This window comes from Cohnella sp. GCM10012308 (genome assembly GCF_042649185.1).
Taxonomy (GTDB): Bacteria; Bacillota; Bacilli; order Paenibacillales; family Paenibacillaceae; genus Cohnella.
In genome coordinates, this window is sequence record NZ_JBHRYU010000009.1 from 94321 (window position 1) to 114958 (window position 20638).

General features: G+C 59.6%; 18 protein-coding genes. 7 read left to right on the forward strand and 11 right to left on the reverse strand.

All coding sequences use genetic code 11. The features are described from left to right. The first annotated feature begins 58 nt into the window (after positions 1–58). Entirely contained in the window at positions 59–1354 is a 1296-nt protein-coding gene (gene uraA, locus ACFOTD_RS13000; RefSeq protein WP_378119325.1) for a uracil permease, read from the forward strand. A 68-nt stretch (positions 1355–1422) separates the two neighbouring features. Here uraA and ACFOTD_RS13005 read toward each other — a convergent pair whose 3' ends face one another. The 3 genes from ACFOTD_RS13005 to ACFOTD_RS13015 all read right to left on the reverse strand — a co-directional run bounded on the left by ACFOTD_RS13005 (position 1423) and on the right by ACFOTD_RS13015 (position 6268). Continuing rightward, a complete protein-coding gene (locus tag ACFOTD_RS13005) occupies positions 1423–1725 on the reverse strand; it encodes a hypothetical protein (RefSeq protein WP_378119327.1) in 303 nt (100 codons plus the stop codon). Between the two features lie 18 nt (positions 1726–1743). After that, positions 1744–5214, reverse strand: a complete 3471-nt coding sequence (locus ACFOTD_RS13010; protein WP_378119329.1) for a PAS domain-containing hybrid sensor histidine kinase/response regulator — start codon at positions 5212–5214, stop codon at positions 1744–1746. Positions 5215–5374: 160 nt separating this feature from the next. Then, positions 5375–6268: a LysR family transcriptional regulator gene (locus tag ACFOTD_RS13015; RefSeq protein WP_378119331.1), complete on the reverse strand. Its 894-nt coding sequence runs from the start codon at positions 6266–6268 to the stop codon at positions 5375–5377. 114 nt (positions 6269–6382) lie between these two features. Here ACFOTD_RS13015 and ACFOTD_RS13020 point away from each other — a divergent pair, with 114 nt between their 5' ends. Together ACFOTD_RS13020 and ACFOTD_RS13025 are read left to right on the forward strand one after the other, a co-directional pair. Beyond that, positions 6383–6763, forward strand: coding sequence for a CidA/LrgA family holin-like protein (locus ACFOTD_RS13020; RefSeq protein ID WP_378119333.1), 381 nt, complete (start codon positions 6383–6385; stop codon positions 6761–6763). Beyond that, the gene (locus tag ACFOTD_RS13025; RefSeq protein ID WP_378119335.1) at positions 6760–7437 is read left to right on the forward strand and encodes an LrgB family protein; all 678 of its coding nucleotides are present in this window, start codon (positions 6760–6762) and stop codon (positions 7435–7437) included. The genes ACFOTD_RS13020 and ACFOTD_RS13025 overlap by 4 nt, the downstream gene beginning before the upstream one ends. 11 nt (positions 7438–7448) lie before the next feature. Here ACFOTD_RS13025 and ACFOTD_RS13030 read toward each other — a convergent pair whose 3' ends face one another. From ACFOTD_RS13030 to ACFOTD_RS13045, 4 genes are all read right to left on the reverse strand, one after another. Further along, positions 7449–8714, reverse strand: a complete 1266-nt coding sequence (locus ACFOTD_RS13030) for an MFS transporter (protein ID WP_378119337.1) — start codon at positions 8712–8714, stop codon at positions 7449–7451. Between the two features lie 107 nt (positions 8715–8821). Next, positions 8822–9262 (reverse strand): MarR family winged helix-turn-helix transcriptional regulator, encoded by a 441-nt coding sequence (locus ACFOTD_RS13035; RefSeq protein ID WP_378119339.1) that lies wholly within the window; start codon positions 9260–9262, stop codon positions 8822–8824. A 130-nt stretch (positions 9263–9392) separates the two neighbouring features. Beyond that, positions 9393–10169: an enoyl-ACP reductase FabI gene (fabI, locus tag ACFOTD_RS13040; protein WP_378119341.1), complete on the reverse strand. Its 777-nt coding sequence runs from the start codon at positions 10167–10169 to the stop codon at positions 9393–9395. Between the two features lie 118 nt (positions 10170–10287). Continuing rightward, positions 10288–11478 carry an MFS transporter gene (locus ACFOTD_RS13045; protein WP_378119517.1) on the reverse strand — a complete coding sequence of 397 codons (1191 nt, stop codon included), beginning with the start codon at positions 11476–11478 and terminating at the stop codon, positions 10288–10290. A gap of 234 nt (positions 11479–11712) precedes the next feature. Here ACFOTD_RS13045 and ACFOTD_RS13050 point away from each other — a divergent pair, with 234 nt between their 5' ends. Then, positions 11713–12600 carry a metallophosphoesterase gene (locus ACFOTD_RS13050; RefSeq protein WP_378119343.1) on the forward strand — a complete coding sequence of 296 codons (888 nt, stop codon included), beginning with the start codon at positions 11713–11715 and terminating at the stop codon, positions 12598–12600. 314 nt (positions 12601–12914) lie between these two features. On the opposite strand, the gene ACFOTD_RS13055 is transcribed toward ACFOTD_RS13050, so the two are convergent. Continuing rightward, entirely contained in the window at positions 12915–14021 is a 1107-nt protein-coding gene (locus tag ACFOTD_RS13055; protein WP_378119345.1) for an SGNH/GDSL hydrolase family protein, read from the reverse strand. Positions 14022–14606: 585 nt separating this feature from the next. Next, positions 14607–15113 (reverse strand): ferritin, encoded by a 507-nt coding sequence (locus tag ACFOTD_RS13060; protein ID WP_378119519.1) that lies wholly within the window; start codon positions 15111–15113, stop codon positions 14607–14609. Positions 15114–15371: 258 nt separating this feature from the next. Between ACFOTD_RS13060 and ACFOTD_RS13065 the strand changes: the two genes are divergently transcribed. Then, positions 15372–16169 (forward strand): formate/nitrite transporter family protein, encoded by a 798-nt coding sequence (locus tag ACFOTD_RS13065; protein ID WP_378119347.1) that lies wholly within the window; start codon positions 15372–15374, stop codon positions 16167–16169. A 25-nt stretch (positions 16170–16194) separates the two neighbouring features. Next, positions 16195–17109: an L-lactate dehydrogenase gene (locus ACFOTD_RS13070; protein WP_378119349.1), complete on the forward strand. Its 915-nt coding sequence runs from the start codon at positions 16195–16197 to the stop codon at positions 17107–17109. Positions 17110–17201: 92 nt separating this feature from the next. On the opposite strand, the gene ACFOTD_RS13075 is transcribed toward ACFOTD_RS13070, so the two are convergent. After that, the gene (locus ACFOTD_RS13075) at positions 17202–17579 is read right to left on the reverse strand and encodes an IDEAL domain-containing protein (protein ID WP_378119351.1); all 378 of its coding nucleotides are present in this window, start codon (positions 17577–17579) and stop codon (positions 17202–17204) included. A gap of 88 nt (positions 17580–17667) precedes the next feature. After that, positions 17668–18720, reverse strand: a complete 1053-nt coding sequence (locus ACFOTD_RS13080) for an FUSC family protein (RefSeq protein WP_378119353.1) — start codon at positions 18718–18720, stop codon at positions 17668–17670. 247 nt (positions 18721–18967) lie between these two features. Here ACFOTD_RS13080 and ACFOTD_RS13085 point away from each other — a divergent pair, with 247 nt between their 5' ends. Continuing rightward, positions 18968–20086 (forward strand): iron-containing alcohol dehydrogenase family protein, encoded by a 1119-nt coding sequence (locus tag ACFOTD_RS13085; protein WP_378119355.1) that lies wholly within the window; start codon positions 18968–18970, stop codon positions 20084–20086. The last annotated feature ends 552 nt before the right edge of the window (positions 20087–20638 follow it).

A 20638-nucleotide genomic window follows, 5' to 3' on the forward strand; every position in this document is an offset into this window, starting at 1 on the left:
CTGTATAGAATCGACAAAGGATTTATACATATCGTAGAACAATGGAGGTTAACATCAAGTGACGAGGCAAGAAATCGGCATTCACGAACGGCCTCCGCTGGGCCAGAGCCTCATGCTCAGCCTGCAGCATCTGTTCGCCATGTTCGGCTCCACGGTGCTCGTGCCGAACCTGCTTGGCGTCGATCCCGCCATCTGCTTGTTGATGAACGGAATCGGCACGCTGCTTTACATTTTTATATGCCAGGGCAAGATTCCCGCTTACCTCGGCTCTAGCTTCGCGTTTATCGCGCCGGCCGGCGCGGTCATCGGGAATTACGCCGATCCCGGCGACGGATATGCGGCGGCGCTCGGCGGATTTTTAGCGGCAGGCGTCGTTTTCGTCATCGTCGCACTAATCGTGCAACTTGCCGGCACGCGCTGGATCAATGTCGTCTTCCCGCCGGCCGCCATGGGCGCGATCGTGGCGGTTATCGGTCTCGAGCTGATTCCCGTCGCGGCCGGCATGGCCGGCTGGATTCCGAACTCGGGCAGCGCGGACTGGTCGCCGGACGGCACCGTCATTACCGTGAGCGTATTCACGCTCCTCGTCACCGTTCTCGGCTCGGTGCTGTTCCGCGGATTCATGAAGATCATTCCGATTTTGTTCGGCATCGTGGCGGGTTACTTTCTCTCCTGGACGCTCGGGCTTACCGACTTTACTAACGTGAAGAGCGCAGGCTGGCTGGCGTCGCCGACTTTTACGGCGCCTTCGTTCGAATGGTCTGCCATGCTCACGATCCTGCCGGCAGCGCTTGTCGTCGTCGTCGAGCATATCGGTCACTTGATCGTGACCGGCAATATCGTCGGCAAGGATCTGTCCAAGGATCCGGGCCTGCACCGCTCGATGCTGAGCAACGGCATCTCGACGATCCTGTCCGCCTTTACCGGCTCGACGCCTAACACGACCTACGGTGAGAATATCGGCGTTCTTGCCATCACGCGCGTCTATTCCACCTTCGTCATCGGCGGGGCCGCCGTCATCGCGATCGTGCTCTCCTTTTTCGGCAAGCTGTCCGCGCTGATCGCGGCGATTCCTCCAGCGGTCATGGGCGGCGTGTCGCTCCTCCTGTTCGGCGTCATCGCGGCCTCGGGCCTGCGGATGCTCGTCGAATCGAAGGTCGACTACAGCAAGCCGGTCAACCTGTTCCTGACGACGATCGTGCTCGTCACCGGGCTGTCCGGCGTCAAGATTACCGCCGGAGACTTCTCGCTCTCCGGCATGGCGCTCGCCACTGTCGTCGCGATCGTCATGAGCCTCTTGTTCAAGCTGTTCGAAAAGCTTGGCTGGTCGAACGAGAAGGAATCCTCGCATTAACTAACGCAATGCGCCAAAAAAACGTCGTCGGCATGATGCCGGCGACGTTTTTTCGATATGATGCTCCTTCAAGCCATCCCGAACCGCTCCAGCTGCTCCCACTGCCCTTCGATCCGCAGGATCTCGGACTGCTTGTCGCCGATCAGGTCGAAGTGCGGAAAAGGTCTCCGCACATGAATGTATGCCGGGTTCAGTCCGTGCAGCGAGCACCAGTCGGAGAGCTTGCCCAGGTCCGCACAGCCCACCTTGGTGATCGTCTTGACGCCGGGGAATCGGGGCTCGAACCAATAATGCGTTAAAAAAGCGATCTCGCCTGCGGCCACCTTCCGCTTCCAGGCCTCGAGCTCCTCGCGCTTAACCCCGAACGCCATGCTCCTTGCCTCCTTGTCTTATCCGCGGATCGAGCGCCTCGCCCGTATATCGTCCGCCCACTTGGACAGCATCTCTTGAATCTCGGCCGGACGGGTCGGCTTGCTCAAGAAATCGTTCATCCCCGCGGCCAGACAGGCTGCCTTGTCCTCCTGACGGGCGAACGCGGTCAGCGCCACGATGATCGGACGCCGCTGCTCGGGCAACAGCTCCCTGATCATCGCGGCGGCCTGCAAGCCATCCATCGCCGGCATCTGCACGTCCATCAACACGAGGTCGAACGGTTGCGCGATCGCCGCGTTCACGGCGGCTTGCCCGTCCGATGCAATGACCGGCTCATAGCCAAGCTTGTTCAGCATGGCACGAATAATTTGCTGGTTCACCGCGTGATCCTCGGCTACCAGAATCCGCATCGGTCCGAAACGCGTCTTATCTTCCGTCCCGTCAGAAGCGTCCGCAGGCGATTCGGCGGACGCATCCGTGTCAACCGCTTGCTCGGGCTGCGCATGCGAGGACAGCGTGAACCGGAATGTCGATCCCTGACCCTCGATCGTATCGAAGCCGATCGTGCCTCCCATGAGCTCGACCAGCTTTTTGCAAATGGACAGACCGAGCCCCGTGCCTCCGTATTTGCGATTCGTGCCCGAGTGCAGCTGGGAGAATGCTTGAAACAGCTGGCCCTGCTTATCCTTCGGAATGCCGATGCCCGTATCCTGCACGGCGAATTCGACCAGCATCGCTTCCTTGTTCCGGGTCGGCATCGCCCTGACGAACAGGAATACCGACCCCGTATCCGTAAATTTAATGGCATTGCTGAGCAGGTTGACGAGCACCTGGCGCAGCCGCACGGGATCGCCGAACATCAGATCCGGCACGCCGCCCTCGAACTGGAGCCTCAGCTCGATTTTTTTGTCCGCGGCCTGAACCTTGAACAGCTCGAGCGCTTCTTCTACCGTGCTGCGCACCGCGATCGGCTCATAGTGAAGCACAAGCTTGCCCGCTTCGATCTTGCTGAAGTCCAGAATCTCGTTCAGGATATGCATCAGAGACTCGCCGCTTCGACCGATGACCTCCGCATAGCTCCGCTGCTCTTCGGTCAGCTCGGTGTCGAGCAGCAGCCCCGTCATCCCGATGACGCCGTTCATCGGCGTCCGCAGCTCGTGGCTCATCACCGATAAAAATTCGGACTTGGCACGGTCCGCGCGTTCGGCGCTTTCCTTTGCCTGGATGATCTCCTTTTCGCCGGTCACGTCGCGGAACACGACGACGGCGCCACTGGGCGCGCCGTCCTCGTAGGTCGGCGAGATCTGATAGTCCGCGAGGAAGCTTGTGCCGTTGCTTTTCCAGAAGACCGCGTCCTTGTCCTGATAAGCGCGCCCCTCGCGCAGCGCGCGAAGCAGCGGAGATTCGTCGTCCCAGTAGCTCGCGCCGTCCGTACCGGTCTGCAGCAGGTGGCGCAGAGCGGATACGTCGGGCAGACTGTCCTCGCGCAGGCCGAGCATCAAGGCGCCCGACTGATTGATAAACGTAAAATCCCCTTCCTCGTCCAACCCGAAGATGCCCTCGGAAGCCGAGTTCAGAATCCGCGCATGCTCTTCGTTCAATTTGTGAATGCGCTCGGTATGCTGCTTGGCCGCCGTAATGTCCGTCGCGATGCCGTAAAATCCGACCGTCTCGCCGTTCACGACGATCGGCACGTTCGTGATGCTGAGCGTAAGGATGTCCCCGCCTTTGCGAATCAGCCGCGCCTCGTACGTCTGCGGCGCCCCTTGAATCGCAAGATTGACGTGGTGCGTTAACTTCGGCAGATCTTCAGGATAGGTGAGCGGCGCAAACGTCAGCTCCCGAAGCTCCTCCTGATCGTATCCGGTCAACTGCTCCATCGCCGGATTAATCTTCGTAAAATTGCCTGCCAGATCGAAGGAGCAAATCGGCGTATTATTCAGATCGAACAGGCACCGGTACCGGCTCTCGCTTTCCGTCAATTTGTCCTCGGCGCGCTTGCGGGCGGTTATATCGATGGAAATGCCGTAAACGCCGACCACCTCGCCGTCTACGACGATCGGGATGTTGGACACGTTGGTCTCGATCTCGCTGCCGTTCTTGTGGATGATCGTCACTTCGTAATTCTGCGCTTCGCCGCGCGCCGCAAGCGCGAAGTGCTGCGCCGTCTTCGCCTCGTATTTTGGCGGCACGAGCGGACCGTAATGCATCCCGATCAGCTCTTCGAGCGTGTACCCGGTCAGCTTTTCCAGATTCGGATTGGCCGTTAAATACTCCCCTTTAAGATTCATCGAGTACACGGCGGACTGGTTGTATTCGAAAAGCGACTTGTAGCGCTGTTCGCTCTCCTGCAGCCGCTGCTCGAACTGCCTCTGCTCGGTAATGTCCTGGACGGAGCCGAGCAAGCGAGACGGCCGGCTGGAGTCGGTGTCGAGCACTTCCCAGGTTCCTTCGAGTATACGCGTCGATCCGTCGGGATGGATAAGCCGGTAAATGACTGAATCCTTAAGCGTATCTGCGGATACCTGGTCCAGATGGCGGTGAATTCTTAAACGGTCTGCCTCCGGAATGTTCGCCATAGCGGAGTCGATGCTGCCCATCTCGTAGCCCTCCGGCAGGGCGAGCACGCGCCTCGCGCCCTTGGACAACGTAATAAGGTCCCTGTCCAGGTCGATCTCGTAGGTACCCATCCTGGCGATCCGCTGCGCCTCGTCGAGCTTGTCCTCGTATTGCTTGCGGTCGCTTACGTCCCGGGCGACGGACAATACGCGGTCCGCTTGTTCCGAGTCGTCCCAGATTACCTGGGACCATACCTCGAACCAGAGGTATCGGCCGTCCTTGCGGCGGACGCGGCGGAGAAAAAATTGATCGTTCGAGTAGAGTTTGCCCGGACGGCTCATCTCGCTCGCATCTTCGGGATGGTAATAGCTCTGCCGCATGTTCCGGGTCATTTCCTCCGGCGTGTATCCGAGCACTTCCTTGCAGGAAGGAGAAATATAGAGCAGCTCTCCGTCCAGCGAGCTCACCGATACGAGATCGTGAGAATTGCGGGTAAGCAGCATATACAGATGACGGTTGTTCAGCACCGGGATCCGTTCCGTCTTCTGACTCGTAATGTCCAGCATCTCCGCATATAAGTAAAGCGCTTCGTCCGTCCGGGGATCTCTCACCGACGACAAGCGCATGCGTACCCAGATCGAGCGTCCATCTTTGTGCAGCAGCCGCTTCTCGATTTCTTCCATATAGCCGCCCTGCGCCTTGCACCTGTCCGCTGCCGCCCGATAAAACGATGGGCGGTTCGGATCGCGGTCGGTAATATCGGGAAAAGGCACTCCGAGCAGCTCTTCTTCCCGATAACCCAGCATATCGCACAAAGCGGGATTGAGCTTAAGCAGCGTATCGTCCGATGCCGAGATAACAGCAAATCCGTTCAACGAAAAATTGCTGGCTTGCTGGAAGATAATGCCGTAATCCAAGGAAGAAGTCATCCGCGAGCCTCCAGGTTTTCGGGTGAATCGCCTGTCTATTTAAGCCGAGTGGCGAAATTTTTCGTAATGATTATACCATGCGCTTCTTGCGAAAAAACTAACAATCATAAACGCCGGATTATTGTCTTCTCCAATAATAAACCGTTCGGACCTTCGCGAATCATCCCCGGGCACCCTCGAACCGCTCGCGAGCGAGCTCGATCCAGGCCTTCGCGGCAAGCGGCAGGTACCCTTCCCTCCTCCATGCCATCACCAGCTGCCAAGGCAGCCCTGGCGGCGCAAGCTCCACGGTCCGGACGCGCCCCGGATGAAGCTGCGCGCAGATCGTCGCGGGCAGCAAGGCAATGCCCAGCCCTTCGCCCACCATCTGAACGATAAAGTCCCATTGGGAGCTCTCGGCGACGATATTCGGGCTGAAGCCAGCGGCTTCGCAAGCGGCCGTGATCCTTCCGCGAAGCGTAAATTCCGCGCGGAACAGCACGAACGGCTCGGCCGACAGATCCTCCAGCGCCAACGCGGTCTCGCTTGCGAATCGATGGCCGGCCGGGAGCACGGCCATCATGCGGTCGTCGATGACGATAAACGAGTCGTAGAGCGAGTCGTCGATCGGCGTCTGCAGAACGCCGGCATCCAACGATCCCGCCCGCAGATCCTCGTCCAGCCGTATGGCGCCCGCTTCGGACAGACGGATGGCGACGCCCGGGTACAGCCTGCGATATTCTCCGATGAGACCCGGAAAAAAATTGGAGCCCGCCATCGGCGGCAGGCCGAGCCGGAGCGTTCCCTGGCGCAGCTCGGCCAGGTCGGCCAACTCCCGGTGCAGCGCGTCCATCTGCGCCCGGATCGGGGCGCCGTAACGAAGCACCGCCTCCCCCGCTTCCGTCAGTCGCGGCCGCTTGCCTTCCCGGCTGAAGAGACGGACGCCAAGTTCCTCCTCCAGCTGAATAATCGTCTTGCTGAGCGTCGGCTGCGCGATATGCAGGGCGTCCGCCGCCAGCGTGAAGCTGCCCCGTCTCGCGATCTCCGCTACGGCTTCCAAATGTCGGATATCCATTACGTTTCCTCTTTCATAGCCATATGGAATGATATCTATTCTATATATTCATTTTACCTATGACAAAGGGGTTCGTATACTATTTTTACGGTCAAGTAAAGGAGCATGAAAAAAATGAAAGCAGAAACGATCGTCAAAACCGCGTTGCAAGTCGGCTTTTTTATCGTCTTGTCCCGCTTGTCCGATCTGGCGGCCGAAGCGCTCCGTCTCCCTATACCCGGCAGTATCCTCGGCTTGCTCCTGCTGTTCGCGCTGCTTGAGCTCAAAATCGTCAAGCTCGCCTGGATCGCACTTGGCGCAGAATGGCTCGTCGCGCAAATGCTGCTGTTTTTCGTTCCCGCAACGGTCGGCATCGTACGCTACAAGCCGCTCGTCTTGCATAGCGGCGCAGCGATCCTCGCCACGATTCTGCTGAGCACGGCCATCGTAATGGCGATCGCGGGGTATGCCTGCGAGCGATCGGGCAGAGCACACGGCGAAGAGGCCGCATCATGATACCGTTCGCCTGGCTCGCGCTGACCGTCCTCGTCTACTTTTGCGCCAAACGGCTGTACGCGCGCACACGCAAGCTGTATCTGACCCCGCTCGTCGTCACGCCCGCCGTCGTCATCGCCGCGTTGTCGCTGAGCGGCTCCTCCTATGAAACGTTCGACCGAGGCGCGCACTGGATCGGCGAGATGATCGGGCCGGCGACGATCGCGCTCGCCGTCACGCTGCACAAGCATATGAACGTGCTGAAAAAGCATGCGCGCGCCATCGCCGCCGGCGTGACCGCAGGCGGGCTCGCTGCCGTGGCCGTCTCCGCCGGCCTCGCGCGCCTGTTCGGTCTGGCGGCGCCGATCATGGACAGTCTGGCGCCCAAGTCGGCAACGACGCCTGTCGCCTTGTCGGTCTCGGACGCGATCGGCGGCGTGCCGACGATCACGGCGGTCGCAACGCTCGCAACGGGACTGACGGGCATGCTCGTCGGCCCCTTGCTCGTGCGCTGGCTGCGCATCCGCAGCTCCGTCGGGCGCGGCGTCCTGCTGGGAACCGCGGCGCATGCCGCGGGCATCGCGAAGGCGTTCGAATACGATGCCGACGCCGGCGCCTGCGCGGGCATCGCCATGGTATGCACGGCATTCGTGACGCTGTGCGCCTCGGCGCCGATTATGTCCCTGTTTCAATAAAAGCCCCGCTTTTAAATGGATGCCTGCGTGCCGGACTTGGACGTCCTGGCCCCGATGACGAACCGCATGACGACGTACAGCGCGAGAAAACCGGCCATGATCAGCGCGGAATACCCGTACATCCGGGAATAACCGGTCTGGGCGGCGATCGTCCCGAGCAGCACGGCGCCAAGCGCAACGCCGAGGTCCGTAGAGTTGTAGTACATGCTGTTGGCAAAGCCGTGACGCTCCCGGGGCGTGCTGCGCAGCATCCAGGCTTGCAGCGTCGGCTGGATCGCGCCGAAGCCGAATCCGTAGAGCAGCGCGGAGACAATAAGCTGCGGCATGCCCGTCGCGCCAGAGAGCACGAGCATGCTGGCCAAAACGCAGGCGGCGGCCGGGATCAGGACGGCGGCATGTCCCCTGCGGTCGAAAATACGTCCGGCGATCGGCCGAACGAGGATGACTGTGATGGCATTAAAAAGAAAAAACAATCCGACTTGCGCGATATGCACGCTTTCGCCGAACAAGGCGATAAAGCTGAGCAAGCCGCTATACGTGATGGACAGCAACATATTCAATATCGCGGGAAGAACAAGCGGCTTGACTGTATTTGTAGAAGCGCTTGAAGTCGGGGAAAGGGCTGTCGATTTCGTCTCGCTCGCGGATTCAGTTTCCTTCGCGGCGCCGGATGCCGCTTCCCGCTTTCCCCTTTTTCCGCCGCGAGCGGATCCGGACACCAGCAGTACGCCCGCCGACAATGCCGCCGCTGCGGCGCTCGATAACGTCAACGCGGGAAATCCGAGCCCTTTCATCAGATTCATGCCGATCACCGGGCCGAGCGACATCGCAAGACTCGTGGACAATCCGAAATAGCCGATGCCCTCGCCGATTCGATCCTGCGGAATGATCCGCGCCACGAGCGTCGGGATGATCGTGCTCGCCGTCCCGAAACCGACGCCGTAAAGTATGCGGATGACGATGAGCGATCCGATCTCGTTCGCGTAGGCGCACAGAAAAGTCGTCAGCACGGCAGCCGCCAAGCCCGTATACAGCAGCGCCGTACGACCGAGCTTCGGCATAAGCGACGCCGTCGCGAAGCGGCTGGCGATCGCGGCTAAAGCAAATGTCGCGGTCACGAGGCTGACGGTCAAATCCCCGCCGCCCAATTCCCCTTTTACGTATACCGGCAGGGAAGACAGCAGCATTTGCAAATTCAAAAACAATAAAAAGAAGCCCAGGGTCAGGCCGATAAAAGCCTTTGTCCAGAGCGGGGCGGTTCGTTCATTCTCGATCATGCTGCGTAAACTCCTTCGTTTGATTGACCTGGATGACTTGGAGCACTTGGAGCATTTGGAGCACTTGGATAAAAGCAGGTCGCCGGCTCCGCGATCGCGAGCCTTCGCTAACCCTTAAGCTGGTCCACATGCTTGCCCACGCGGTGGAGCAGATCAAGCAGCGTCTCGTGCTCGTCCGCCGTCAGGCAAGAAGTCGCTTCGGCCAGCACGGCCGCCTCGATCGGCGCGGTCTCCCCGATCAGCCTGCGCCCCTCCGCCGTAGCCTCGATGAAAATCGCCCGCCTGTCAGCAAGATCCGGCCGCCTCAAAATCCAGCCTTTGCGGACGAGATGGTCCACGATTCGCGTCGTCGTCGGCTTGTCCTTGCCCGCCCGCTCGCCGAGCTCGCGTTGTATTAACCCGTCGGACCGCGTTGCGTAATATAGCACCGACCATTGCTCGGGCGTAATATCGTAAGGTCTTAGCCGCTGCATCAGGCGATTGGACATCCGACGATAGACAAGCCCCGTCGTGAAGCCGAGCGAGCCTTCCAATCCTTCTCTGGTCATAACAGGATCACCCCATTTAGTTGTCTTGACAACTATATAACTTTAAAGCCGCCTCGTCAACAGGATATCCTGCGCTCCTGCTTAAAAATAAGCCGTCCTCCGCACGATTAAGGAGAGGACGGCCCGTTATTTAACCTGCGATAATATGGAAGCCGGCATCCACATGGAGCACTTCGCCGGTGATGCCCCGGGACAGCCCGCTGATCAGGAACATCGTGGCGTCCCCCACTTCGGATTGATCGACGTTGCGGCGCAGCGGCGCCTTTTCCTCGACCGCATTTAAAATATCGTTGAAGCCCGAGACGCCCTTGGCCGCAAGCGTACGGATCGGACCGGCGGACACCGCGTTGACGCGAATGCCGTATTTGCCGAGATCCTCGGCCAAATAACGGACGCTCGCTTCGAGCGCGGCCTTGGCGACGCCCATCACGTTGTAATTGCGCATGACGCGCTCGGCTCCCAAATAAGTCTGCGTCACGATGCTGCCGCCTTCCGTCATCAAAGGCTTGGCAGCTTTAGAGACGGCTACGAGGGAAAATGCGCTCGATTCCTGCGCCAGCAGGTAACCTTCGCGCGACGTGTCGACGTACTCGCCGCCCAGCTCGTCCTTGTCCGCAAAAGCAAGCGAGTGCACGACGCCATGGACAACGCCCGCTTCGGCGCCGATTCTGGCGAACGCCGCTTCGATCGACGCGTCGTCGGATACGTCGCACTGCACCGTCAACAGCGGCTCGATGCCGCTCTCCGCGAGCAGCTTGGCAAGCTTTTCGTACGATCTTTCTTTGCGATAAGTAAAAATCAGGCGGGCGCCCTGAGCGTGCAGCGACTTGGCGATCCCCCAGCCGATGCTCCGTTCGTTGGCGATTCCCATCACGATGACGTTTTGACCGTTAAGCAATCCAGACACTTTCATCTACCTCCGCTTGCGCTATTCATTCAAGATGATTCATTATAGCCCAATGCGGCGGCGAAGGACAGGCTGGCAGCGCCTGAGCAGCTTGGCATCGTCCACGTTAGCCTGAGTTTCAGGCCTGCTCGGCTGCAGCGTCGGGATCCAAGCCCCGGGTTTCCTTGCCCCATGCCAGCAGCACGATGACCCCGACAACGATCGCGGCGCAGAAAATCAAGAACACGCCGGTGATTCCCGTCCCGCGTTCGAGCAAATAACCGACCAGATAAGGCCCGATCACGCCGCCGATGCGGCCGAATGAAGCGGCCATGCCGGCTCCGGTCGAACGGATGCGCGTCGGGTACAACTCCGGCGTATAGGCATACATCGCGCCCCAGGCGCCTAGATTAAAGAATGAGAGACAAGCGCCTGCCGTCATGAGCATCGCGTCGCTCGTCGCCCAGCCGAACCACCACGCGCAGATCGCCGTTCCGATCAAATAAATCGTCAGCACGAGCTTGCGCCCCAACTTCTCGATGAGCCATGCCGCGCTGAAGTAGCCGGGAAGCTGGGCGAGCGTCATGAATAGTACGTATTCAAAGCTTTTGACCAGGCTGAAGCCCTTGAGCACCATCACCTGCGGCAGCCACAGGAACATGCCGTAGTAGGAAAATACGACCGTAAACCACAGCACCCAGAGTGCGAAGGTCGATGCCCGGTATCGCGGCGCCCATAGTTTAGCGAACCGCTCGCGAAGCTTGATCCGCTCGCGGGTCAGCTGCTGTTCTCTGAATCTCGGCGCATCCTGAACCGCGCGGCGCAAATAAATCGCGTACAGGCAGGGCAGCGCGCCGATGACGAAGGCGGCACGCCAGCCGTGGTCCGGGATGACGAAGTAACCGATGAGTGCAGCGGCGATCCAACCGACCGCCCAAAAGCTCTCGAGCAGCACGACGGCTCGTCCGCGGTCCTCCGGCCCCACCGATTCGGATACGAGGGTCGAAGCCACGGGCAGCTCGCCGCCAAGACCGAAGCCCGCCACGAACCGGAACAGGCACAGTACGGCAAAGCTTGCGGCAAGCGCCGACAAGCCGCTGGCGACGCTGAATACCAGCAGCGTGGCGAGCAGTACGACGCGCCTACCGTAGCGGTCCGCCATCGAGCCGGCCACGGCTGCGCCGAATACCATCCCTACGGATCCGATCGCGGCCAGAAATCCGAGCTGCTGCTTGCCGAGATCCCAGTCGGCCGCCAGCGCAGCCGCGACAAACGAGATCAGACCGACGTCCATCGCGTCGAACAGCCAGCTAAGACCCGCGCTGACCATGAGCTTGCGCTGTCCCGTCCGCCCTGTCGGTCCCGGCGACCCGGTCGATCCGGTTTGTCCGAACGACTTGGAACGTCGCTCCGTCCTTCCGTTCGTTATCGCTTTGTCCATGCGACGCCGCCTCCTTGTACTCGTCGAATCGCGCTTTCACTAGTCTTACCCGATTTCGGCCGATTTTTTGTTTGCCGGTCCTTTTTTTGATACATTTAGAAAATGGGAGAAGGAGGAAGCGTCATGTCGAACACGGAATGGTTATGGTTGATCGGCGTAGCGGCTGCGTTAATTGCCTTCTTCTTGGCATGCGGCGTCTACGTTTTTTTCGTCGAGCCGTTCAGGCTCGCCGTTACCCGCCGCGAGATCGAATCCCCTTGGCTGCCCGCGGGCTTCGACGGCATCAAGATCGTACAATTCAGTGATACGCATGTCGGACCCAACTATCCAGTGAAGAGACTGGAAGGCCTCATCGCGACCATCGCCGCAGAAAAGCCCGATATCGTCGCGTTCACGGGCGACCTGTTCGATGCCAGAAGGAACAATCCCGATCGGGCATTAGACCTCTCGCCTTTGCTATCGCGCATCGAGGCTCCGCTAGGCAAGTTTGCCGTCTACGGCAATCACGACTTCGGCTACGAGCGGACCAAGCGGAGCACCAATCCGACGCTGGCGAAGGCGGGCTTCGAGCTGCTGCTGAACGAAAGCAAAAAAATACGGCTGGAAAACGGCGAGCATTTGTCGGTATCCGGGCTGGACGACTATGTGCTTGGCAGGCCCGATCCGACGCGCGCGCTCGCGAAGCTCCGTCCGGACGGCTTCAATCTGCTGCTCGTGCACGAACCCGATGTCGCGGCGTCCCTCGTCCGCTATCCGATCGACCTGCAGCTGTCCGGCCACAGCCACGGCGGACAAGTCAAGCTGCCGATCGTCGGCGCGCTCGTCCGCACGCAGCTCGGCAGACGATTTCTGTCCGGTCTGCATGTCGTCTCCGACAGGCGCCGGCCGCGCAGACCGTACCTGCTGTACGTCAATCGCGGCATCGGCACGACGCGTCTTCGCGTCAGATTCGGCAGCGTGCCGGAGCTGTGCGTGTTTACGCTGCGGCGCAAGGTGCAGGCTGACGGATGAGTGCGTTGCTTTTTAGAAGTACTACATAAGGTGTGCATTTCGCGTGGCGGGGCGACGGCATGAGCTTGAAGAGCTGAGATCGAGCATGGCGAAGCTGAAGCGTCACTCCCGGTGAAGTAGCGCTGTACAGAGTCACTTTGCAAGACTGCGGCTCCAGCCGTAGCGATGTAACAGATCTTAGGTCCAACCGAGGCGATGTCACGCTGTACAGAGTCACATTGGCAAATTGCGGGGGCCAAATGCGGTATGTAGCGCTATTCCAACGCCAAAACCCTTCCCGAACTGCTCGGGAAGGGTTTTGGCGTGACAATGCATCATTTGAGATCCGGCTTGAGCAGCGAAGCGAACGCGGGCAGCAGGCAGTCACGCATCCGCGCGTAGCCAAGGTCCGACGGATGCACGCTGTCCGCGGAGCATTCGCCGTAATCCTCGCCGAGCATGTCCTCGCCGCTCAGGAAAAAGACTTGCGTATCGCCCGCGTCGCGCAGCCGCTGTACGATGTCCCGCTGCAGCGTCAGCCGCCGGCGCCGCTCGGTGTCGAACAACGGAACGAACGCCTCGCGTCCCATCCTGATCTGGGAGACGACCAGGATCGGCGTCGCCGGATGAACCTCTCGGTAGATGGAAATAAACGCAGGCAGCGTCTCTCCGAGCCGCTCGGTGCTCGGCGTATTTCCCTCGTAATCGAGCACGAGCAGCGCCGGTTCGTCGATCTCCGTAGCCAGGCTGGCCAGCTCGGGCTCGCCCTGCGCGTTGCCCGAGAAGGCCAGGCTGACGAATTCGATCGGCAGCCGGCGGCTGAGCTGATTCGGATATGCCATTCCCGGGCGCGAGGCGCCGGCCCCGTGCACGATGGACGTGCCGTAGATGACGACTTTTTTATCGCTGGCGAAGCCCGTAAAGGGCGCAGCCGTCGCATCCGGCGCCAGCCCGATCTCGAGGCTGTGGATTCCCTGATAGAGCGGCAAATAGAGCGTGACCTCCTTCTCGGACGCGTCCTGATTCTCGAACAGCAGCGATTCATACGCCTCGTCGTCGTAATGGAACTTCGTCGAGCAGACATAGCGCTGGCTGCCCTGCGGACCTAAATAGCAGTCGATGCCGCACTGCGCGATCGGCGACAGCTGGGCATATTCGGCCCGTCCGAACAGCCGGACGCGAACCGCCAGCTTGGCCGAATTCGTGCGAAAACGGATCTGCGCCCCCGTCGGAAAATTGGCCAGCCGGTCGATCTCCGGCCTGATCGGCCACGCCGGCGCAAGCGGGAGACGGCGGAAACGCTTTTCGCTATCGAACCATGGCAGCCCGCATTTGCGAAAGGACGCATCCTCGGCATCGAGCCAGCGCCACGGACCGCCGGCGAGCGAATCGACGGCGAACGCGCCGTCGACCGGTTTGCGCGATTGTCGCGCGTTTTGCATGCTGCTTCCTCCTTGATCGGATCGGCCCGCGCGTGCGCGGGCTTTTCCTATTAGCGTAGCGGCAGGGGCCTTGCTTGGGTAGGAGGAGGACCACGATTATTGGAGCCTGTCTACGATCGCTTTGTGCATGGCAGCCAGTTTACTTATCGAATGGCATCGGGATTCGATCGCTCCGACCGATTAGCATCCGAAGGCAGCCCTGTTTGTTGGCCTAGGCGTCTCACGTATCGCCCCGCATTACCCCGCCTTGCTCCGCATTGATTCTCATTGCCCCGCATTGCTCCGAATTCGCAAAACCTGCAATCATACATCTATTTTCGCTTGGATCAGCCATTTTTGAGCGAATAAACGCTAAAGTGCATCTAATTTCTTATAAATCCTAGTTTTTCGGCGCATTCTTCGAATATTCCTGTACGTTTGCAGGTATTTCACCGTCAGTCTCTTATCAGCAGAAAATACATGTACAAATGCAGGCTTTTCCACTCGCATCGCATGAGGGGGCTCGGCGTAGTGCGACGAATCTGCATGGTCGTTTGACGCAGCAAAAATGCCGGCACGAATGCCGGCACTAGTAAGAACATCGTATTATTCGGCCGCAGGCGGCGTGAAGGTACGCTTCGCGAACTCGGCGTCCATCATGAAAAACGCGTTGCTGTCGTCGGCGATGCGCTTCAGCTTGGAGATGATGCTGTCGAACAGCGCTTCCTCTTCCACCTGCTCGTCGATGAACCACTTCAGGAACTGAATGGTCGCATGCTCGCGATCGTTCAGCGCAAGGTCGGACAGATGATAGATGCGGCGGGTGACTTCCTGCTCGTGCTCATAGGCATGCTCGAATACTTCGAGAATGGAGCCGTAGTCGTTTTGCGGATCGGGAATGCCCTTCAGCTTGACCTTTTTGCCCCGGTCGTTCAGATACTTATAGATCTTGGACGCGTGGAAGCGTTCCTCTTCGGCTTGGATGACGAAAAAGTTCGCGAAGCCGTCCAGGCTCTCTGCGGAGCAGTAACCGGCCATCGCAAGGTAGACGTGCGCGGAATGCAGTTCAAAGTTAAGCTGCTCGTTCAGCGCGTCGTGCAGCGTGTCGTTCATCATGTGAAGCGCACCTCCAGTATTGTTGTTCGGACGCTAATCAGTTTACCACAATCTGTCTCGCTCGCCCATGGCGGCAAGCGACAATTTGCGCGTGCGATCATCGATGTTCGATCCGCGGCGTTCGATGCCCGGTTTCCGGGCCTTTGCCGGCAGGCCGGGCGAACACGGGTAAGAAATCATGGACCCGACGCCCGGGTCATGGCATAATCGAAGCAGGCTTGGGTATCTATGGAAGCAGCAAAGCGAGGTGAATCGATGGAAACGGAATCCCTGCGAATGGTCGAAAAGCTGGCCGAGAAAAAAATGAAGATCTTTAAGCAAAGCAAGCTCCGCTATCTCGCCCGATCGGCGCTGGCCAGCATGTTCATCGGCTTCGGCGTCATCGTCGCCTTCAAGACGGGCAACTATTTTTACCTCGAGCACTCCCCGCTGACGTATCCGATGGCGGCGATTACGTTCGGCGCGGCGATCATTCTGATCGTGTACGGGGGCGGCGACCTGTTCACCGGCAACACGTTTTATTACTCCTACACCGCTCTCCGCAAAAAAATCCGTTGGTCCGACACGATCAAGCTGTGGTGCTGGAGCTACTTTGGCAACATCATCGGCGCCTGCCTGTTCGCGTTCATGATCTTCGCCACCGCCCTGTTCAAGGACGCCAGCGTCAACGGCTTCCTCCTGAGCGTCGTGGACAAGAAGATGAACACGCCGGTCGTCGAGCTGTTTTTCCGGGGCATCCTGTGCAATTGGCTCGTCTGTCTCGCCTTTTTCATCCCGATGTCCATGAAGGAAAACGGCGCCAAAATGTTCGCCATGATGCTGTTCGTCTTCTGCTTCTTCATCTCGGGCTACGAGCACAGCATCGCCAACATGTGCACGTTCGCCATTGCGCTCGTGCTGCACCACCCGGGCACGATCTCGCTCGGCGGCGTACTGCACAATCTCATTCCGGTCACGCTGGGCAACCTGATCGGAGGCGGCGTACTCATGGCGTACATGTATTATTATGTAAATAAGCCGTTCATGGACGATCTTCCGCAAGAAGAACACTAATCGCGACACAAGGAGAGGATTTCGGATGAAAAAAACGAGAATCGTGGTCGTAGGCGCGGGAGCCGTCGGCTCGACGACCGCCTATACGCTTATGCTTCGCAACCGTGTGGACGAGCTGGTGCTCATCGACGCCAATCACAAGAAGGCCGTCGGCGACGCGCTCGATATGAACCACGGGATGCCTTTCCTCGGCGGCGGCGATCTGTGGGCGGGCAGCTACGAAGACTGCAAGGATGCGGACATCATCGTCATCACCGCAGGAGCCGCCCAGCGGGAAGGCGAGTCGCGGGTCGACCTGCTCAAGCGCAACGCCGTCATTATCGACAGCATCGTAGAAGAGGTGCTCAAGTACAACACGACGGGCATCCTGCTCATCGCTTCGAATCCGGTCGACATCATGAGTTACATCACGTGGAAAAAATCGGGCTGGCCGGTCGAACGGATCATCGGCTCGGGGACGCTGCTCGACAGCGCGCGCTTCCGCTACCTGATCGGCGAGAAGCTGAAGATCGACCCGCGCAGCGTGCACGGCCACATCGTCGGCGAGCACGGCGACTCCGAGCTGCCGCTCTGGAGCCTCGCGAACATTGCCGGCGCAGAGCTGTCCTTAAGCGACGCCGACAAGGACGAGATCTTTACGAACACGCGGGACGCCGCCTATCAGATTATCAGCGCTAAGGGCGCTACTTACTACGCCATCGCTCTCGCGCTCGACCGGATCTGCACGGCGATCCTGCGGGACGAAGGCGCCGTGCTCAATGTCTCCACCCTTCTGCACGATTACCACGGCGTTTCGGACGTGTTCCTCGGCGTACCGTGCGTCGTCGACCGCCAGGGCGTGCGCGGGATCATCGATATCAAGATCTCGGACTTCGAGCGCGAGCTGCTGCACCGTTCGGCGGACAAGCTGCGCAATCTCATCGCGAGCATCGGCGTCTGATCGCGTCAATACCAAGACAACACACAAACAGCCCCCCTGCCGTCCTGTTGGACGGTCAGGGGGGCTGCTGCTTGGACGCGCGCACGGCGCGGTTACTCTTGCGCGATCAGGCCGAGACGGTTGCGCCAGGCGACCGGCACGTCCGTCGCCATGGAGCTGCGCTCCCCTGCCGCGGACTGCAGGCCCGCGAGCTCGCTCGTCAGCTCGCCGAACCATGCCGTATCGCGAATCGCGAGCGATACGTCGATCAGGTTGCGAAGCTGCTCCTCATTGTACTTGGTCGTCTGCGGCAGCGGCCGCAGCTTGCCGACAGGCACCGCGATCTCCGTGCCGATCGCCTCGACGCGATCCGAAGCGGTGACGTATATGCCTGCGGCGCCTTGCACCGACAGAATCGAATTGACGAAGCCTTGTATCAGTTCACCTTGACCCGTTCTGCCGGCCACCCATTCTCCCATTTCAAATCGCATGCAAATCACCGCCTGTTCTAAAGTATCAGCCTAAGGGCTCTTATCGGCTCCGGCTATACTGTCATTATAATGGTTACAGTTAAATTCGTCAAGCGTTCCCACTTTTCTCCGCCCTGACGACCTCGGTCAGCATGCGGCCGAGATCCGCATATACGCTCCCGAGCAGCTTGAGCCGCTCCAGATCCGCGCCGGCCATACTCCGACCGAAGCTCTCGATCTGCACTTGACGCGCGCGATCGGCAGCTTCCCGCAGTCTGTCGTGCGCTTCCGGCGATGGATCGGTCACCGTATCCGCGAAGCGGTCCACGCAATCCGCGGCCGCGGCAAGCGCCGGAACGAGCCCCGGAACCTGCAGCCCGGCTTCGTCCAGCTCGATCAGGCTGCGGGCAATGCCCCGCGCTTGTACGGACAGATGCTCCAGCCGCTCCATCGCGGCCGAGACGCGCTCCACGCGCTCGCGGCGCATGCGTCCGAGCGGCACGAACTTTAGGCTCTGCCGGGCGAGCGCCGTCGCTTCATTGCCTCTCTGGATAAGCTGCAGCAGTCCGCGTGCTTCCTCGAGCGCCTGTGCCGGGCGGCGATTCCCGCGCACCGCTTCGTCGTAATGCCGCAGCACGGAGGCGATTCTTTTACCGAGGCCCGATGCCGCATACAGCGCTTCTTGCGTCGTGTCGCGCGGCACGAGCGCGAGATTGACGGCGACCGCTACGCCCGAGCCAAGCAGCGTCTCCAGTATCCTGTAGGCCGCATAACCGTTCGTATTGCCGAAAGCCAGCACAAGCAGCGCCGAAACGCCGATCTGCGCGCCGATCTGCGCATTCAGGCGCAGCGCGTTCGACACTGCCAGCCCTGCCAGGATGACCAAGGCGATCGTCCATGCGTTCACGCTCAGCCATTGACCGGCCAGCAGGCTGATCCCGATGCCGACGACGATTCCGACGATGCGGTACATGCCCTTCTGGATCGAATCGGCAACCGTCACCTGAAGCGTTAGAATGGCTGCGATCGGCGCGAAGTACGGATAAGAATGGGGCGTGACGGCTTCAGCCAGCAACCACGACAACCCGCACGCCAACGCCGTTTTGACCGATTGCAGATCAATGCCGAGCTTGCGCAAAAGCAGGAACGCGTCCCGTATCATTCCGTCACTTCCCTTATCCTCGTTAACCTTATTATAACAATCAAGCGGCATCGATCGGAAATATCTATGAGCGGCGCGGTTGACACTGCTGCGAGTTCCACCTATACTCGAAATATAACCAATTATTTCAATAATTTTACTTTGATATATGCCGTCTACCGGATTACCGGGGATCGGACGTATCCGCGATGCGCTTGGCTCGCGGATACGCCGGTCCCTTTTTTAATAGAAGAAGGAGGAATGTCGGATGATTCAGATCAAGACGCCCGCTCAATATTGGAATCGGCCCGGCGCGTTGGGAGATGAAGCTCCTTGGGCGCCTTATTCCGGTCAAAAGGCGGTCGTGATCGCCGGGCATACGGCATGGAGCAGCGTATCGGAGAAGCTGCTCGGACGATTCTACGACGACGGCATAGCGTTCGCTTATTATCCGTTCGACGGATACTGCACCGCGCAGAAAATCAACGTATATGCGGATAAAGCGGCCGCCTTCGGCGCCGAGCTCGTCGTCGGCGCAGGCGGCGGCAGCGCGCTGGACTTGAGCAAGGCCGTCGCACAACGGCTTGGCCTGCCCGTCGTGACAGTACCGACCGTCCCCGCCACTTGCGCGGCATGGTCGGCGCTAACCGTGCTATACGATGACGCGGGCAGCGTCGTCAGCCATCGGCCGCTGACCGGCTCTCCCGCGCTTGTGCTGGCCGATGCCGACCTGCTCGCGGCCGCGCCTCTTCGGTATTTGTCGGCAGGCATCGCCGACAGCGTGGTGTTGTGGTACGAGACGCGCATCAACGTCTCCTATGGGAAGTACGGCCGCCTGGACGGCCGGATCGGCTGGCATACGTCGCTGCTTGCGCTCGAGATTTTGAAGCGCGAGGCGGTCGCCGTATACCGAGAAGCCGAGAAGGACAAGACGCATCCGGCGTTTCCCGACGTCATCGACGCGATTTTTCTGCTGGCGGGTCTCGTCGGCAGCATCGACGGCGACGGCAAGCGCGCGGCCTTCGCCCATGCGATCCACGACGCGCTTACCTGGTTTCACGAGACGAAGGGCACGCTGCATGGGGAAAAGGTCGCGTTCGGCCTGCTTGCGCAGCTCGCGCTGGAAGGGCAATTCGAGGAAGCCGCCTATTGGGCGGGCTTTTATCTGCAGTTAGGACTGCCGGTCACGCTCGCGGAGCTCGGCTTCGCCGGCGCTCCCTCCGATATCGCCGCGCGAATCGCCGCTTACGTCCCGTTCGATGCCGATACTGCCGAAGGCTTGGCGTTCCCGGTCAGCGAGCGCCTGCTGGCAGAAGCGATCGTCCAGGCCGACATCGTCGGCCGTCGGGCCGCGCGGCTCGCTTCATCGGTACCGCCGGCTATATGAAAAATGATGTAGTCTCCGTCGGCGTCTCTTTTCGCTCGCAGCTTGTTAGCCTATACTGCAGCAGCGGCCAAGGGAGTCACGAAACGTAAGGCAGAAGCCAACCGTCTGGCGAACTTCTTACGTAGGGCGAGTAGTCAGAAAGAGCAATAACAACAAACCCCCACCTATTGTTGGATAGGCGGGGGTTTACAAGTTAATTTAAGGTAACGGAACAAATTTAAAGAATATGGGCAAAAGGTTGATGAAGTGGGAATATGACGGTAGTATTACTAATTAACAAACCTTAGATCCTGCGGCTAAGATAATGACCAGCAATACGAAGAGGACAAGCGCGAAAGCTGCGCCTCCGCCTGCTCCACCAACTTCACAACCCATACAGCACACCTCCAACGTAGTTGTTTATTTCGCTAATAGCTTATGCGCGTTAAAAAATATTGCATAGTCATTCGCACAGAAGGCCATATTTTGCTTTTCCGCATTTACCTTGTTGCAATAAGGCTATAATGTTCAACGCGGAATAGCCCAGGAGCTTAGGCTCTCGGGCTTTTTTTA

What these genes read in the sequence shown, in the direction of transcription:
- ACFOTD_RS13060 (WP_378119519.1), bottom strand. Translation starts at nt 15,113, where the DNA reads ATGAACGACACGCTGCACGACGCGCTGAACGAGCAGCTTAACTTTGAA.
- ACFOTD_RS13045 (WP_378119517.1), bottom strand. Translation starts at nt 11,478, where the DNA reads ATGGTCAGCGCGGGTCTTAGCTGGCTGTTCGACGCGATGGACGTCGGT.
- ACFOTD_RS13070 (WP_378119349.1), top strand. Translation starts at nt 16,195, where the DNA reads ATGAAAAAAACGAGAATCGTGGTCGTAGGCGCGGGAGCCGTCGGCTCG.
- ACFOTD_RS13005 (WP_378119327.1), bottom strand. Translation starts at nt 1,725, where the DNA reads ATGGCGTTCGGGGTTAAGCGCGAGGAGCTCGAGGCCTGGAAGCGGAAG.
- ACFOTD_RS13050 (WP_378119343.1), top strand. Translation starts at nt 11,713, where the DNA reads ATGTCGAACACGGAATGGTTATGGTTGATCGGCGTAGCGGCTGCGTTA.
- ACFOTD_RS13015 (WP_378119331.1), bottom strand. Translation starts at nt 6,268, where the DNA reads ATGGATATCCGACATTTGGAAGCCGTAGCGGAGATCGCGAGACGGGGC.
- ACFOTD_RS13080 (WP_378119353.1), bottom strand. Translation starts at nt 18,720, where the DNA reads ATGATACGGGACGCGTTCCTGCTTTTGCGCAAGCTCGGCATTGATCTG.
- ACFOTD_RS13055 (WP_378119345.1), bottom strand. Translation starts at nt 14,021, where the DNA reads ATGCAAAACGCGCGACAATCGCGCAAACCGGTCGACGGCGCGTTCGCC.
- ACFOTD_RS13010 (WP_378119329.1), bottom strand. Translation starts at nt 5,214, where the DNA reads ATGACTTCTTCCTTGGATTACGGCATTATCTTCCAGCAAGCCAGCAAT.
- ACFOTD_RS13035 (WP_378119339.1), bottom strand. Translation starts at nt 9,262, where the DNA reads ATGACCAGAGAAGGATTGGAAGGCTCGCTCGGCTTCACGACGGGGCTT.
- ACFOTD_RS13085 (WP_378119355.1), top strand. Translation starts at nt 18,968, where the DNA reads ATGATTCAGATCAAGACGCCCGCTCAATATTGGAATCGGCCCGGCGCG.
- ACFOTD_RS13020 (WP_378119333.1), top strand. Translation starts at nt 6,383, where the DNA reads ATGAAAGCAGAAACGATCGTCAAAACCGCGTTGCAAGTCGGCTTTTTT.
- ACFOTD_RS13025 (WP_378119335.1), top strand. Translation starts at nt 6,760, where the DNA reads ATGATACCGTTCGCCTGGCTCGCGCTGACCGTCCTCGTCTACTTTTGC.
- ACFOTD_RS13030 (WP_378119337.1), bottom strand. Translation starts at nt 8,714, where the DNA reads ATGATCGAGAATGAACGAACCGCCCCGCTCTGGACAAAGGCTTTTATC.
- ACFOTD_RS13075 (WP_378119351.1), bottom strand. Translation starts at nt 17,579, where the DNA reads ATGCGATTTGAAATGGGAGAATGGGTGGCCGGCAGAACGGGTCAAGGT.
- ACFOTD_RS13065 (WP_378119347.1), top strand. Translation starts at nt 15,372, where the DNA reads ATGGAAACGGAATCCCTGCGAATGGTCGAAAAGCTGGCCGAGAAAAAA.